This is a genomic window from Streptomyces sp. H39-S7, assembly GCF_027158205.1.
Classification (GTDB): Bacteria; Actinomycetota; Actinomycetes; order Streptomycetales; family Streptomycetaceae; genus Actinacidiphila.
The window spans coordinates 1-14,023 of record NZ_JAPVLU010000042.1 but is presented as its reverse complement, the minus strand read 5'-3'; the positions used below and the strand labels follow the sequence as shown (position 1 = coordinate 14,023).

At 70.0% G+C, this 14,023-nt stretch carries 12 protein-coding genes, 1 rRNA gene and 1 riboswitch; of the genes, 1 reads left to right on the top strand and 12 read right to left on the bottom strand.

Annotated elements, in window-relative coordinates; genetic code table 11:
• Positions 1-43: 43 nt before the first annotated feature.
• The gene (gene gcvP, locus O3X23_RS32120; protein WP_269275803.1) at positions 44-2,929 is read right to left on the bottom strand and encodes an aminomethyl-transferring glycine dehydrogenase; all 2,886 of its coding nucleotides are present in this window, start codon (positions 2,927-2,929) and stop codon (positions 44-46) included.
• 188 nt (positions 2,930-3,117) lie between these two features.
• Positions 3,118-3,215, bottom strand: a riboswitch (glycine riboswitch).
• A gap of 126 nt (positions 3,216-3,341) precedes the next feature.
• Between gcvP and O3X23_RS32115 the strand changes: the two genes are divergently transcribed.
• Positions 3,342-3,719, top strand: a complete 378-nt coding sequence (locus O3X23_RS32115) for a PRC-barrel domain-containing protein (protein ID WP_269275801.1) — start codon at positions 3,342-3,344, stop codon at positions 3,717-3,719.
• Positions 3,720-3,730: 11 nt separating this feature from the next.
• Here the strand turns inward: O3X23_RS32115 and O3X23_RS32110 are convergent, their stop codons facing one another.
• The 11 genes from O3X23_RS32110 to rrf form a co-directional block, all read right to left on the bottom strand.
• Positions 3,731-5,101 (bottom strand): DNA polymerase IV, encoded by a 1,371-nt coding sequence (locus O3X23_RS32110; protein WP_269275799.1) that lies wholly within the window; start codon positions 5,099-5,101, stop codon positions 3,731-3,733.
• A gap of 57 nt (positions 5,102-5,158) precedes the next feature.
• On the bottom strand, positions 5,159-5,767 hold the full coding sequence (locus O3X23_RS32105; protein WP_269275797.1) for a MerR family transcriptional regulator: 609 nt from the start codon (positions 5,765-5,767) through the stop codon (positions 5,159-5,161).
• 190 nt (positions 5,768-5,957) lie between these two features.
• Positions 5,958-6,431, bottom strand: a complete 474-nt coding sequence (locus tag O3X23_RS32100) for a bifunctional nuclease family protein (RefSeq protein WP_031518684.1) — start codon at positions 6,429-6,431, stop codon at positions 5,958-5,960.
• A gap of 81 nt (positions 6,432-6,512) precedes the next feature.
• Positions 6,513-7,250, bottom strand: coding sequence for a transcriptional regulator FtsR (ftsR, locus tag O3X23_RS32095; protein ID WP_269275794.1), 738 nt, complete (start codon positions 7,248-7,250; stop codon positions 6,513-6,515).
• A 161-nt stretch (positions 7,251-7,411) separates the two neighbouring features.
• Complete coding sequence (locus O3X23_RS32090; RefSeq protein WP_269275947.1) at positions 7,412-8,311, bottom strand: FHA domain-containing protein; 900 nt, start codon at positions 8,309-8,311, stop codon at positions 7,412-7,414.
• 64 nt (positions 8,312-8,375) lie between these two features.
• Positions 8,376-9,302 carry a DUF881 domain-containing protein gene (locus O3X23_RS32085; RefSeq protein ID WP_269275792.1) on the bottom strand — a complete coding sequence of 309 codons (927 nt, stop codon included), beginning with the start codon at positions 9,300-9,302 and terminating at the stop codon, positions 8,376-8,378.
• 7 nt (positions 9,303-9,309) lie between these two features.
• The gene (locus O3X23_RS32080; protein ID WP_030364457.1) at positions 9,310-9,642 is read right to left on the bottom strand and encodes a small basic family protein; all 333 of its coding nucleotides are present in this window, start codon (positions 9,640-9,642) and stop codon (positions 9,310-9,312) included.
• Positions 9,639-10,604 carry a DUF881 domain-containing protein gene (locus O3X23_RS32075; protein WP_269275787.1) on the bottom strand — a complete coding sequence of 322 codons (966 nt, stop codon included), beginning with the start codon at positions 10,602-10,604 and terminating at the stop codon, positions 9,639-9,641. The genes O3X23_RS32080 and O3X23_RS32075 overlap by 4 nt, the downstream gene beginning before the upstream one ends.
• Positions 10,605-10,667: 63 nt before the next feature.
• Positions 10,668-13,163, bottom strand: a complete 2,496-nt coding sequence (locus O3X23_RS32070) for a mannose-1-phosphate guanyltransferase (RefSeq protein ID WP_269275785.1) — start codon at positions 13,161-13,163, stop codon at positions 10,668-10,670.
• 23 nt (positions 13,164-13,186) lie between these two features.
• A complete protein-coding gene (locus tag O3X23_RS32065) occupies positions 13,187-13,795 on the bottom strand; it encodes a CDP-alcohol phosphatidyltransferase family protein (protein ID WP_269275783.1) in 609 nt (202 codons plus the stop codon).
• Between the two features lie 109 nt (positions 13,796-13,904).
• A 5S ribosomal RNA gene (rrf, locus tag O3X23_RS32060) occupies positions 13,905-14,021 on the bottom strand.
• Positions 14,022-14,023: the final 2 nt, after the last annotated feature.

Sequence of the window (14,023 nt, the reverse complement as noted above, 5' to 3'; positions counted from 1 at the left end):
GTATCGGCGGCCGTCAGTCAGTAGGACGGCCTCGACACGGGGACTACGCGTCGTACTCGTCGAGCGGCGGGCACGAGCACACGAGGTTCCGGTCTCCGAAGGCGCCGTCGATGCGCCGTACCGGAGGCCAGTACTTGTCCGCGGCCGACACGCCGGCCGGGAACACCGCCTCGTCACGGGTGTAGGGCCGGTTCCACTCCCCGCCCAGCGAAGCCGCGGTGTGCGGCGCGTTGCGCAGCGGGTTGTCCTCCACCGGCCACTGACCTGAGCCGACCTTGTCGACCTCCCGGCGAATGGCGATCATCGCCTCGCAGAACCGGTCCAGCTCCGCCAGGTCCTCGCTCTCCGTCGGCTCGATCATCAGCGTGCCGGCCACCGGGAACGACATCGTCGGCGCGTGGAAGCCGTAGTCGATCAGGCGCTTGGCGATGTCGTCCACCGAGACGCCCGTCTCCTTGGTCAACGGCCGCAGATCGATGATGCACTCGTGCGCGACCAGGCCGTTCGGGCCCGTGTAGAGCACCGGGTAGTGCGGCTCCAGCCGCTTGGCCACGTAGTTCGCACCGAGCACCGCGACCTGGGTCGCGTGCCGCAGCCCCTCGCCGCCCATCAGGCGCACATACGCCCAGGAGATCGGCAGTATGCCGGCCGAGCCCCACGGCGCCGCGGAGATCGGGCCGACGCCCGTGGCGGGCCCCGCGGTCGGCTGCAGCGGGTGGTTGGGCAGGAACGGGGCGAGGTGCGCGCGGACCGCGACCGGGCCGACACCGGGACCGCCGCCGCCGTGCGGGATACAGAAGGTCTTGTGCAGGTTCAGGTGCGAGACGTCCGCGCCGAACTTGCCGGGCCTGGCCAGGCCGACCAGGGCGTTGAGGTTGGCGCCGTCCACGTACACCTGGCCGCCGGCCTCGTGCACCGTCGCACAGATGTCGGTGATGTTGTCCTCGAACACCCCGTGGGTGGACGGGTAGGTGACCATCAGGACGGCCAGCTCGGCCCGGTGCAGGTCGATCTTGGCGTGCAGGTCCTCGACGTCCACGTCGCCGTCGTCGCGGGTCCTGACCACGACGACCTTCATACCGGCCATCACGGCGCTCGCCGCGTTGGTGCCGTGCGCGGAGGACGGGATGAGGCACACCGTGCGCTGCGTGTCGCCGTTGGAGCGGTGGTAGGCGCGCACCGCGAGCAGCCCGGCCAGCTCGCCCTGCGATCCGGCGTTGGGCTGGATGCTGACCGTGTCGTAGCCGGTCACCTCGGCGAGCTGATCCTCCAGCTGGTGGATCAGCGTGAGGTAGCCCTCCGCCTGTTCCACCGGCGCGAAGGGGTGCAGCGCGGCGAACTCCGGCCAGGTGACCGGTTCCATCTCGGTGGTAGCGTTGAGCTTCATCGTGCAGGAGCCCAGCGGGATCATGCCGCGGTCGAGCGCGTAGTCGCGGTCCGAGAGCCGGCGCAGGTAGCGCAGCATCGCGGTCTCGGAACGGTGCTGGTGGAAGACCGGGTGCGCCAGGTACGCGTCGCGGCGCAGCAGGCCGCCGGGCAGCGCGTCCGGGACGGCGGCGTCGAGCGCCTCGACATCACCGGCCACACCGAAGGCGCCCCAGACCGCGGCCAGCTGCTCGCGGCCGGTGGTCTCGTCGCAGGAGATGCCGAGCAGGTCGGCGTCCCGCTCCCACAGGTTGACGCCCGCGGCGCGGGCCGCGGCGGCGACCTCGGCGGCGCGGCCGGGCACCCTGGCGGTCACGGTGTCGAAGTACCCGCCGTGCACGACCTCGACGCCGCCGGCCCGCAGGCCCTCCGCCAGGATCGCGGCGTAGCGGTGGGTGCGCCGGGCGATCTGGGCCAGGCCGTCCGGGCCGTGGTACACCGCGTACATGCCCGCCATGACGGCGAGCAGCACCTGGGCGGTGCAGATGTTGCTGGTGGCCTTCTCGCGGCGGATGTGCTGCTCGCGGGTCTGCAGCGCCAGCCGGTACGCCTTGTTGCCGTCGGCGTCGACGGAGACGCCGACGAGGCGGCCGGGCAGGCTGCGGGCGAACTTCTCCCGGACGGCCATGTAGCCGGCGTGCGGGCCGCCGAAGGCCATCGGGACACCGAAGCGCTGGGTGGTGCCCACCGCGATGTCCGCGCCGAGCTCGCCGGGCGAGGTGAGCAGTGTCAGGGCGAGCAGGTCGGCGGAGACCGTCACGATCGCGCCCAGCTCGTGCGCCCGCTCGATGACCGGCTTGAGGTCACGCACCGCGCCGGAGGCGCCGGGGTACTGCAGGAGCACACCGAAGACGCCGCGCTCGGCCACCTCGTCCGGGATGCCGTCGGTCAGGTCCGCGACCACGACCTCGACGCCGGTCGGCTCGGCGCGGGTCTCGATCACCGCGACGGTCTGCGGGAAGCAGTCGGCGTCGACCAGGAAGACGCCCTGCTTCACCTTGCCGACCCGGCGGGCCAGCGACATGGCCTCCGCGGCGGCGGTGCCCTCGTCCAGGAGCGAGGCTCCCGATGTCGGCAGCCCGGTGAGGTCGGCGACCACCGTCTGGAAGTTCAGCAGCGCCTCGAGCCGGCCCTGCGAGATCTCCGGCTGGTACGGCGTGTAGGCCGTGTACCAGGACGGGTTCTCCATCACGTTGCGCAGGGTAACGGGCGGGGTGAATGTCCCGTAATAGCCCAAACCAATCATCGGCGCGAGCACCTGGTTGCGGTCCGCGAGATCACGCAGCTCGGCCAGTACCGCGGCCTCGGTGCGTCCCGCGGGCAGCCGCAGCGCCTCGACGCTCTTGATGGTGTCCGGCACGGCGGCGGCCGTGAGTTCGTCCAAGGAGCCGTAACCGACGTGAGCCAGCATCTTGGCCTGGGCACCGGCGTCGGGGCCGATGTGGCGCTGTTCGAACGGGATGCCGCTCTCGAGCTCGGTGAGGGGGATGCGGTGGGCAGTCATCTACGGAGGCCTCCTGGTCTGACACGACCTGCGAGGGGTGCCGCGGCGCGGGCACCCGAACGGCCTCCCCCTCTGTCATCACAACCTGAGAGCTTCACCGTGCTGCCTGAAGCACGACTTTCACCGTCGGTGAGAGCACGCCCCGGGCATGAGTCATGCCCGGCGCCCACTCTGCTTTCCAGAGTGACCTCATCCATGCGGTACCGGTTGCCTGAGAGATTCCGGGGAGGATTTGCTCCTTCGGCGCCCCCGACACGATCTCGGAGGACTCTCCCGCATGGGGTCTGCAGCCGCCATTCAGCCTACCAGCGGGCATGGGGGCGGATTCCTCGTGGATCCCTCGAGTCGACACCGCCCCCAATGTGGCCTTTGGTTGGTCTAGGCGAGGAGCACCGATCTGTTGGAGGGACCGTTGCAGACCGATATTGATCCGCGCAGCCTGATCGGCCGCAGGGCCCTGGACAGCGACGGAGCGAAGATCGGCACGGTCGACGAGGTGTACCTCGACGACGCCACCGGCGAGCCCGAGTGGGCCGCGGTGCGCACCGGGCTCTTCAGCCGTGACGCGTTCGTACCGCTGGAGCCCAGCAAGGTGGTGGACGGGCAGCTGTGGGTGCCCTTCCCCAAGGCCCTCATCAAGGATGCCCCCGACTTCGGCGTGGGCCGCCACCTCTCCCCCGAGCAGGAGATCCAGCTCTACCACCACTACGGCATGGACGTGCCGTCCGCGGGATCCGAGACCTCCGGCGCCGGCGACCACGACTTCGGCCGGCTGGCCGGCGAGGACTGACCCGCGGCCGGTCACGGCACCAGCGGCAGCGCGTCGGCCGCTTCCAGTTCCGGATCCTCCACCGCGAACGTCCGCACCCGCCCCGGCACGCTGTCCGTCGGCTGCTCGAAACGCACGGTCACCCGCCCCACGCCACTGCCCTGCACCCACCCGGCGCCGAATTCCGCGTGCCGGACGTCCTGCCCCGGCATCCAGCGCACGGCCCGCGCGGGCGGCACCGCCGGCGCCGGCAGGGTGTCCGGATCCGCCGCCTCCCGCTCCGCGAGCTCCTCCGCCGCCCGCACCGCGGCGGCCTCCGCCACCTGCTCCGCTTCAAGCTCGGCCGCCTGGGCGAACAAGTCCTCCTGGGTGAAGTCGGCGAGCCCGGTGACACCCACCCCCAGCAGCCGGACGCCGTTGGCCGTGTCGACGCCCTCCAGCAGCCGCCGCGCGGTCTCCCGCACCACTCCGGGGTCGTCCGTGGGCGCCCGCAGGGTCTCGGACCGGGTCAGCGTGCTGAAGTCGTAGCTCCGCACCTTGATCACCACCGTCCGTCCCGACCGCCCGGCCTCCCGCAGCCGCCGCACGCAGCGGTCCGCCAGCCGGTCCAGCTCGGAACGCACCCGGACCCGGTCGGTGAGGTCCACGTCGAAGGTGTCCTCCACCGAGACGGACTTCGCGTCGCGGTCCGCGACCACGGGCCGGCTGTCCAGGCCCAGGGCCATGGCGTAGATCGAGACGCCGTGCGACTTGCCCAGCAGCTGCACCAGCTCGGACTCCCCGGCCAGCGCCACCTCCCCGACCGTGCCGATCCCGGCGCGGCGCAGGTGCTCGCCGGTGGCGGGCCCGACGCCCGGCAGGACCCGGACGGGCATGGGGTCGAGCAGTTCCCGCTCGGTGCCGGGCTCGACCACCATCAGCCCGTTCGGCTTGCCCTGCTCGGAGGCGATCTTGGCCAGCAGCTTGGAGCCCGCGAGGCCCACCGAGGCCGTCAGCCCCGTGGCGGTCCTGATGCGCGCCCGTACCCGCTCCGCCACCTCGCGGGGGGTCTCGGCCGTCCCGCCCGCCTCCAGGTCCACGAAGGCCTCGTCCAGGCTGAGCGGCTCCACCAGGGGCGACAGCTCCCCGAGGATCCCCATCACCGTCTCACTGACCCGCCGGTACAGCTCGAAGCGGGGGATGAGGTACGCGGCGTTGGGGGCGAGGCGCCGTGCGTGCGCCATCGCCATCGCGGAATGGATGCCGTGCACGCGCGCCTCGTAGGACGCGGTCGCGACGACGCCGCGTGGCCCGAGGCCGCCGACCACGACCGGCTTGCCCCGCAGGCTGGGCTTGGAGGCCTGTTCCACCGCGGCGTAGAACGCGTCCATGTCCAGGTGCAGGATGGTCGGAGCGGTTCTCACGTCACCGATGCTCCCGCACGGCACTGACATCCACCGTACGGACGTACGGCGAACGGCTCACCCCACGCGGTTCCTGCGCCGCGCCAGCTCGTCCGAGGGGTTGTGGCCGGCCAGTGTCTCGCCGGTGTCCACCCGCTCGCCGTGCAACTGCGACAGGGAGCTCTCCACGTCCCGCCACACCACTCCCACGGCGATCCCGAAGACGCCCTGACCGCCCTGGAGCAGGTCGACAACCTCGTCGGGCGACGTGCACTCATACACGGTGGCGCCGTCGCTCATCAGGGTCATCCGGGTGAGTTCGGCGGGTGCGGTGGTGCGCAGGTGGCGTACGGCGGTGCGGATGTTCTGGAGGGAGACCCCGGTGTCCAGGAGCCGCTTGACGATTTTGAGGACCACCACGTCCCGGAAGCCGTAGAGGCGCTGCGCCCCCGATCCGTAGGACGCCCGGACGCTCGGCTCGACCAGGCCGGTGCGCGCCCAGTAGTCCAGCTGGCGGTAGGTGATGCCGGTCGCCGCGCACGCCGTCGGCCCCCGGTACCCCACCGTCTCGGTCTCGGGCTCGGCCGCGCCGGCCGTCGCGCCGCCGGCCGGTTCGGGCTGCCGGGCCAAGGCCCCGCGGGTGGGATACGGGCCGCCCGTGGCCATACCGTCGCCGGTGCTTCTCACGCCGCCCTCCGTCCCTTCGCGTCCCGATTGGCACGTGCACGTGCCAACGGGACTTTCCATCTCGACGGTAGGCAGTCACTCGGGGTGCGTCAACGATCGCCACACTCGGCACGCCGAGTGATATCAACCCCGAGAGTGGTTTCGCGTGTCCCCGAACGGGGAACGGCTAGCCGAATGGGCCAAAAACCCGTTACTGGTTGCTCGTGCCGAAGTCCTCCGGCGAGATCTGGTCCAGGAATTCGCGGAACTTCTCGACCTCGTCCTCCTGCTCGTCCGGGATGGCGATCCCGGCGTCGTCCAGCACGCCGTCACTGCCGTAGATCGGCGTCCCGGTGCGCAGGGCCAGCGCTATGGCGTCGGAGGGGCGGGCGCTGACCTCGACGCCGCTGGCGAAGACCAGCTCGGCGTAGAAAACACCTTCCCGCAGGTCCGTGATGCGCACCTCGGTGAGCGTCTGCCCCACCGCTTCGAGCACATCCTTGAACAAATCATGGGTCAGCGGGCGAGCAGGCGTCATGCCCTGCTGCGCGAAAGCGATGGCCGTGGCTTCTCCTGGCCCGATCCAGATGGGTAGGTACCGGTCGCCTCCTACTTCTCGCAGGAGCACGATCGGTTGATTGGAGGGCATTTCGACCCGGACACCCACGACGTCGAGCTCGTTCACACAGCAACCCTAGGACGTGCCCGGCCGGTTTGGGTAGTCGGGCATCCCGCACGGCGGACTTGACAGGTATCGCGCAGCTTCTCAGAAGAGTCGCAGGCGAAGGGCGGACTGGACCATGGCGGCGTGCAGACGGACCGACAGAGCCGCCAGTTCCCGGGCGGTCGTCTCGGCATGCGTCCGGGTCTGCGGGTTGCGGTGCCGCCGCAGCGGGGCGACCACCTGCTCCACCAGGCCGACCTCCCGGTCGGCGGCGGCCTTCACCGCGCGCAGATGGCGCGGTTCGAGCCCGAAGCGGCCCATGTCGACGATCAGCTTCCCGATGTTCACCGATTCGGCGTCGTAACCGCCGTCGCGCCCGGCTTCCACCAGGCCGTAGGACTCCCACTGCTCGAGATCGCCGGGCTGGGCCCCGGTGGCGGCCAGCAGGGCCTCCCGGCCGATCCGCAGCTCGCCGGTGCCCTCGCAGCCGGCCGAGTCGTCCGCGAGCTCCCGTGCTTCGCCCGGCCCGGGCAGCGGGATCTGCTCGCCGCGGTCGAGCGCGTCCAGGTGCTCCCGGATCACGCGCAGCGGCAGGTAGTGGTCCCGCTGCATCCGCAGGACGTGGCCCAGCCGCTCCACATCGCGCATCGCGAACTTCCGATAGCCCGAAGGAGTGCGCTGGGGCTCCACCAGGCCCTCCGCCTCCAGGAAACGGATCTTGGAGATGGTGACCTCGGGGAACTCGTCCTGCAGGTGGGTGAGCACGGCCCCGATGCTGAGCAGCCGGCCATCCGCGGTGACGGTGCCCGTTCCGGCCCCGCCTGACGGTGTTCTGAGCATGGACCTTCCCTGTGGGGGCCCCGGACGGAGTCCGGGGGAGCCGGCGGAACCCCCGGACGAAGTTCGCGGGGTTCCGCCGAACGCGGTTCGTAGAGGTCCCCGGGAACGAAGCCTTGGGGATTCCCCCGGACGGAGTCTTGGGGTCCCCCCGGACCCAGAGGTCAGATGCCCCGCTGGCTCGCGTAGAAGACCAGGCGGTACTTGCCGATCTGGACCTCGTCGCCGTTGGCCAGGGAGACGGCGTCGATCCGCTCCCGGTTGACGTACGTACCGTTGAGGCTGCCCACGTCCGAGACCGTGAATCCGCCGTCGCCCGCCCGGCGGAACTCCACGTGGCGGCGCGAGACGGTGACGTCGTCGAGGAAGATGTCGCTCTGCGGGTGACGGCCGGCCGTCGTCAGTTCGCCGTCCAGGAGGAAGCGGCTGCCCGAGTTCGGGCCGCGGCGCACCACCAGCAGGGCGGAACCGATCGGCAGCGCGTCCACGGCCGCCTGGGCCTCCGGGGACAGCGACGGCGTCATCGTCTGACCTGTCGCCTCGGCCTCGTAGGCCTCCAGCCCCGAGATCGAGATCGTGGACGTGGTTTCCGACGGCCGTTCTGACGGAACCCCGGCGCGCAGCGGCGCGCCACAGTTGGAGCAGAAGCGGCTCGCCTCCGCATTGGTGTGCCCGCACCTCGTGCATACCGGCAAGGCCGTCATGGACTGAGCCTCCTGCCGCGGATCACCCGCGGGGACGTTCGACGCGTACGCGCTGGAGGGGAACCCTCCACCCGTACTTGAGGTTGATGGTTCCCCGAAACCTATGCGGCCGGACGTGGCAGGGTCAACAGACGCCACACCTTGTCCGCCCGAAATGTCGCCACGTCCCCCGACGGGCTCATTGCGGAACAGCGGCCGCTCCTCCGCGGGGCCGTCCTCCTGCCCGTGGCGCGGGGCGCGATGACGCGCGGTAGCGGGATCACCGGCCTGCTTGGCCTGCCGCGCGCTCTTGCCGAACAACTTCCCAAACAACTTCACGGGCGATTCCCCTTGACCGAAACAGACCCGCCCGTGGGGCAGGACGAACCCTCGCTACACACAGTTTCCAACACGGACCACCCCGAGCATGTGCCGACCCCCTGCGTCACTGCGATGACGACCGAGCGTAGTCAGGCTGCTTCGATGGCCGCAAGGCGTCCACGACGATCTTCTCAGACCGGACGACCTCCGCCGTGGCCTGCTCCTTCTTCAAAGTCTGCACCACTCCGCCGGGAATGTTGAGCGCGGGCTCCAGGTCCTGCGGATTTCCGATGACCTTGAACCGGTAGGGCTGGACGACTTTGTGGCCGTCGATCTCGACCCCGTCGGAACCCTGGGTGAAGTACGTGTCGGCCACGACCCGGACATCGTTGATCTGGATCGCCTCGGCCCCGGCCGCCCGCAGCTCCTGCAGGGTGTCCAGCAGCTTGTCAGCCTCCAGGCCGCCCTTGGGATCCGCGATCGTCAGGTTGATGCCCGGGCCCTGCGCGGCGACCGTACCGGCGAGCACACCGAGCTGCTGCGCCTTCTGCTCGGTCTGCTTGCGGGCCTCCGCGGCCTGGTTGGAGCTGGTCTCCAGCTCGGAGCGCTGCGTCTCCAGCCGCCGCTTCTCGTCCTGCAGCCGCTGCGTGCGGTTGTCCAGCTCGGTCAGGATGCGCACCAGGTCCTCCTGGCGGGCGCCCCGCAGGGCCCCGCTGTCGCTGGTGGAGCGCACCTGGATGGCCAGGCCCAGACCCAGCACGAACAGCAGCAGGGCGACGATCAGCTGCGCCCGGGACATCCGCGGCGGCCACAGCCCCGCCAGCAGCCGCTGGCGGCCCGTCTCGCCGGACGCCTGCCTGCCGGCCGGCTCCGGCGCCGGAGCGGCGGCGGGCTCCTCGGGCGGCAGGGTCTTCCCGGGTGGGGGCACGTCGTCCGGCCCGGGGGCAGCGGAGTGCCCCGGGCCCTCGGCGGGCTCCGGCGTCGCAGGGTTCCCGGGCGTCGCGGGGGGCTCGGGCGGCGTGGGGCGCTCGGGGAGTTCTTCGTCGCTCATACGGCGCTCACGCCCGGAAGACGTGGCGGCGGATGGCGGCCGCGTTGGAGAAGATGCGGATGCCCAGGACCACGACCACGCCCGTGGACAACTGCGCGCCGACGCCGAGCTTGTCGCCGAGGAACACGATCAGCGCGGCCACCACCACGTTGGAGAGGAAGGAGACGACGAACACCTTGTCGTCGAAGATCCCGTCGAGCATCGCCCGCAGACCGCCGAAGACGGCGTCGAGCGCGGCGACCACGGCGATCGGGAGATAGGGCTCGACCACTGTCGGCACGACGGGGCGGACCACGAGTCCGACCACGACTCCCACGACGAGGCCCAGTACGGCGATCACTTCGTACCCTTCCCTGATTCGATGGCGTTTCCGACAGCGTTTTCGGCGGCGTTCGCCTTCGTGTTGCCGGGCACCGGCTTGGCATAGCGCACGATCAGGCTGGGGGCGGCCGGCAACCGCACCTCGTCCTCCGCGGTGATGCTCGTGCGGATCCCGTAACTCTGCTGGAGTACGTGCAGATACTGCCCGTCCGCACTCTCCTGGAAGGCCGTGCTCAGCCGCTGCCCGTCCCCGATCGCCAGCACCGTGTACGGAGGCGCCAGCGGCTTGTTGTCGACCAGTATGGCGTCACCGGCGGCGCGAATCGCCGACAGCGCCGTCAAGCGCTGGTCGTTGACCGAGATCGCCTCGGCCCCCGACGCCCACAGCCCGTTGACGACCCGCTGCATGTCACGGTCGCGCACGCGCCCGGTGTCGGAGAAACCGTTGCTCTCGCGGGGCCCGCCGCCGTTCCCCGTCGACGCCTCCTTGGCGTCGTCGACGACCAGCTTCACCCCCGGACCCTTGACGGGCGTGGCGCCCGCCTCCAGCGCCACCAGGGCGGTACTGCCGCCGCCCTGGTCGCCCAGGGCAGCGCGCTGCTTCGCGTCGACCTCGTCACGCAGCCGGTCCACGGTCTTCTGCAGACCGTCCGCGGAACCCGTCCCGCTCTGGATGCGCTCGATCAGCTTCTGGCGCTCCAGCGCCAGCGTGGGCGCCGCGACGTTCGCCTGCGCGGCCCCGAGCGTGACGACCAGGGCGGCCAGTACCAGCCCCAGGGCCAGCCCCAGCTTCGCCCGCAGCGTGGTGGGCAGCCGTGAGCTGCCCACCACGCCACGACGCTCCGCCGCCTCCGCGTAGCCGTCGTCAAGGCTGTGATCCATGACGTTGGTCAGCAGCGACATCGAGGCGTCGGGGCGCCGTGGCGGGGCCTTCGGGCTGGGGCTGCTCCCATCCTGGTGCTGCTGCGGCATGCCGCACATCGTTGCACGTCGGGACCGCTCCACTCGAACGGCCCCCTTACGGCGCGCCGTTCGTGCCCGGAATCAGCGACCCGCGCCCTCCACGATCGTGGACCACTCGTCGAGCAGCGCCTGCGCGGAGGCGTCGTCCGGACCTTCCGCCCACAGATGGGTGACCGCTTCCGCGGGGTCGGGCAGGACCATCACCCAGCGGCCGTCGGTCTCCACGACCCGGACACCGTCGGTGGTGTCCACCGACCGGTCACCGGCGGCCTCGACCACGCTCCGCATCACGAGCCCCTTGACCGCCCACGGCGTCGCCACATCACGCCGCAGCACATGGGCGCGCGGAATCCGGGCGTCGATCTGGCTGAGGGTGAGCTGCGTGCGCGCCACCAGGCCGATCAGCCGCACGAAGGCCGCAGACCCGTCGAAGACGCTGCTGAACTCCGGAATGATGAAGCCGCCCCGGCCGTCTCCGCCGAAGATCGTGCTCTCCTCCCGGCCGACCCGCGTGAGGTCGTCGGGCGACGTCGTCGTCCACGCCACCTGCGTGCCGTGGTACGCCGCCACCTGCTCGGCGATACGCGTCGTGGTGACCGGCAGTCCCACCCGTCCGCTGCGCCGCTCGGCCGCGACCAGGTCCAGCATCACCAGCAGCGCCCGGTCGTCCTCGACGATCTTGCCGCGCTCGTCCACCAGGGACAGCCGCTCACCGACCGGGTCGAACCGCACGCCGAAGGCCGCGCGCGCCGAGGCGACGATCTCGCCCAGCCGCACCAGCCCGGACCGGCGCTCCTCCGCGGTCTCCGTCGGCCGGGCCTCGTTCAGCCCGGGGTTGATGGTGAAGGCGTCGACGCCCAACCGTCCGAGCAGGCTCGGCAGCACCAGGCCGGCGCTGCCGTTCGCCGCGTCCACGACGACCTTGATCCCGGATTCCGCGACGCCGGAGGTGTCGATCTCCCGCAGCAGCGAGCCGGTGTAGGAGTCGAAGACGCTCGACGGGAAGCGCAGGTCGCCGATCTCACCGGGGAAGGCGCGCCGGTACTCCTGGCGGGCGAAGACCCGGTCCAGCTTGCGCTGCCCGCCGGCCGACAGGTCCGCGCCGCGTTCGTCGAAGAACATGATGTCGACGGAGTCCGGAGTGCCGGGGGTGGTGCGGATCATGATGCCGCCGGCGCTGCCGCGCGCCGTCTGCTGCCTGGCCACCGGCAGCGGGACGTTCTCCAGGTCCCGGACGTCGATGGCACTGGTCTGCAGGGCCGAGATCACCGCGCGCTTCAGCGCTCGCGCGCCACGCGAGTGGTCTCGGGCCGTGGTGACCGTGGACCCCTTCTTGAGGGTGGTGGCGTAGGCGCCGGCCAGCCGCACGACGAGTTCCGGGGTGATCTCCACGTTCAGGATTCCCGAGACACCGCGGGCGCCGAACAGATTCGCCTGGCCTCGCGACTCCCAGATGACCGACGTGTTGACGAACGCGCCGGCCTCGATGGTCTTGAACGGATAGACGCGGACGTTGCCCGCGATGATCGACTCCTCGCCGATCAGGCACTCGTCGCCGATCACCGCACCGTCGTCGATCCGGGCGGCCCGCATGATGTCGGTGTTCTTGCCCACCACGCAGCCGCGCAGGTTCGTTCCCTGGCCCACGTACACGTTGTCGTGGATCACGGCCTTGTGCAGGAACGCGCCGGACTTGATGACCACGTTGGAGCCGATGACCGTGTGCTCGCGGATCTCCGCGCCGGCCTCGACCTTCGCGTAGTCCCCGATGTACAGGGGCCCGCGCAGGACGGCGTCGGGGCTGACCTCGGCACCTTCGGCGACCCAGACGCCCGGCGAGATCTCGAAGCCGTCGAGGTCGACGTCGACCTTGCCCTCGAGGACGTCGGCCTGCGCCTTGATGTAGCTCTCGTGCGTGCCGACGTCTTCCCAGTAGCCCTCGGCGATGAAGCCGTAGACCGGCTTGCCTTCCTTCATCAACTGCGGGAAGACATCGCTCGACCAGTCGACGGAGGTGTCGGCGGCCACATAGTCGAAGACCTCGGGCTCCATGACGTAGATACCCGTATTGACGGTGTCGGAGAAGACCTGGCCCCAGGTCGGCTTCTCCAGGAAGCGTTCGACCTTGCCCTCGTCATCCACGATCGTGATGCCGAACTCCAGCGGGTTGGGCACCCGCGTCAGGCATACGGTGACGAGTGCGCCCTTCTCCTTGTGGAATTCGATGAGCTCGGTGAGGTCGAAGTCGGTGAGGGCGTCGCCCGAAATCACAAGGAAGGAATCGTCCTTGAGCGCCTCTTCGGCGTTCTTCACACTCCCGGCTGTCCCGAGTGGCTTTTCCTCGTTGGCGTAGGTGAGCTCCATGCCAAGTTCTTCACCGTCCCCGAAGTAATTCTTGACAAGGGAGGCGAGGAACTGCACGGTCACCACGGTCTCGGTGAGACCGTGCCGCTTGAGCAGCGTCAGCACGTGCTGCATGATCGGCCGGTTCGCAACCGGCAGCAGGGGCTTGGGCATACTCGAGGTCATAGGGCGAAGGCGTGTGCCTTCACCGCCGGCCATCACGACGGCCTTCATGTCGGAAAAGTCCTCCTTGCGGCTCAATCAGCCTTGGCGTCCATCCGCACCAATCTGCGGACCTGCACTACATAGAGGATCCCTGCCCACCAGTACAGAGTTGTACCCCATCCGGCGAACGCCCATCCGCAAATCGCGGCCAGCGTAGCGAGCCATCCGCTGCCGTCACTCAGCAACAACAACGGGAAGGCGTACATCAGGTTGAAGGTGGCGGCCTTGCCAACGAAGTTCACCTGCGGCGGTCCGTATCCGTGCCGCCGGAGGATCAGGAGCATTACCCCCATCATCACCTCTCTGGCCAACAGCAGCAACGGCAGCCACAAGGGGAGGATGTCCCTCCAGGTGAGACCGATCAGGGTGGACACCACGAAGAGCCGGTCCGCGGCCGGGTCGAGGAGCCGGCCGAGATTGCTGACCTGGTTCCACCGCCGCGCGAGCTTGCCGTCGAGATAGTCGCTGATGCCGCTCAGCGCAAGCACCAGGAGGGCCCAGCCGTCGGCCTTCGGGCCGCCGAACTCGGGCCACAGGATCAGCCACAGGAACACGGGCACGCCCACCAGGCGGGCCATACTCAGGATGTTGGGGATCGTGAAGATCCGATCCGTTTGCACCCTTGTCTCCTGGACCTCCACCGGGGGCCCCTCCTGTATGTACGTGCCGATGATTCCACCCGACCCTACCCCAGACGACAAAAAGGCCTGGCCTCGGATCGAAGATCCGAGGCCAGGCCTCGTAATGATTGTTCGGCGGCGTCCTACTCTCCCACAGGGTCCCCCCTGCAGTACCATCGGCGCTGAAAGGCTTAGCTTCCGGGTTCGGAATGTAACCGGGCGTTTCCCTAACGCTATGACCACCGAAAC

What these genes read in the sequence shown, in the direction of transcription:
- O3X23_RS32085 (WP_269275792.1), bottom strand. Translation starts at nt 9,302, where the DNA reads ATGAGCGACGAAGAACTCCCCGAGCGCCCCACGCCGCCCGAGCCCCCC.
- gcvP (WP_269275803.1), bottom strand. Translation starts at nt 2,929, where the DNA reads ATGACTGCCCACCGCATCCCCCTCACCGAGCTCGAGAGCGGCATCCCG.
- O3X23_RS32070 (WP_269275785.1), bottom strand. Translation starts at nt 13,163, where the DNA reads ATGAAGGCCGTCGTGATGGCCGGCGGTGAAGGCACACGCCTTCGCCCT.
- O3X23_RS32075 (WP_269275787.1), bottom strand. Translation starts at nt 10,604, where the DNA reads ATGTGCGGCATGCCGCAGCAGCACCAGGATGGGAGCAGCCCCAGCCCG.
- ftsR (WP_269275794.1), bottom strand. Translation starts at nt 7,250, where the DNA reads ATGCTCAGAACACCGTCAGGCGGGGCCGGAACGGGCACCGTCACCGCG.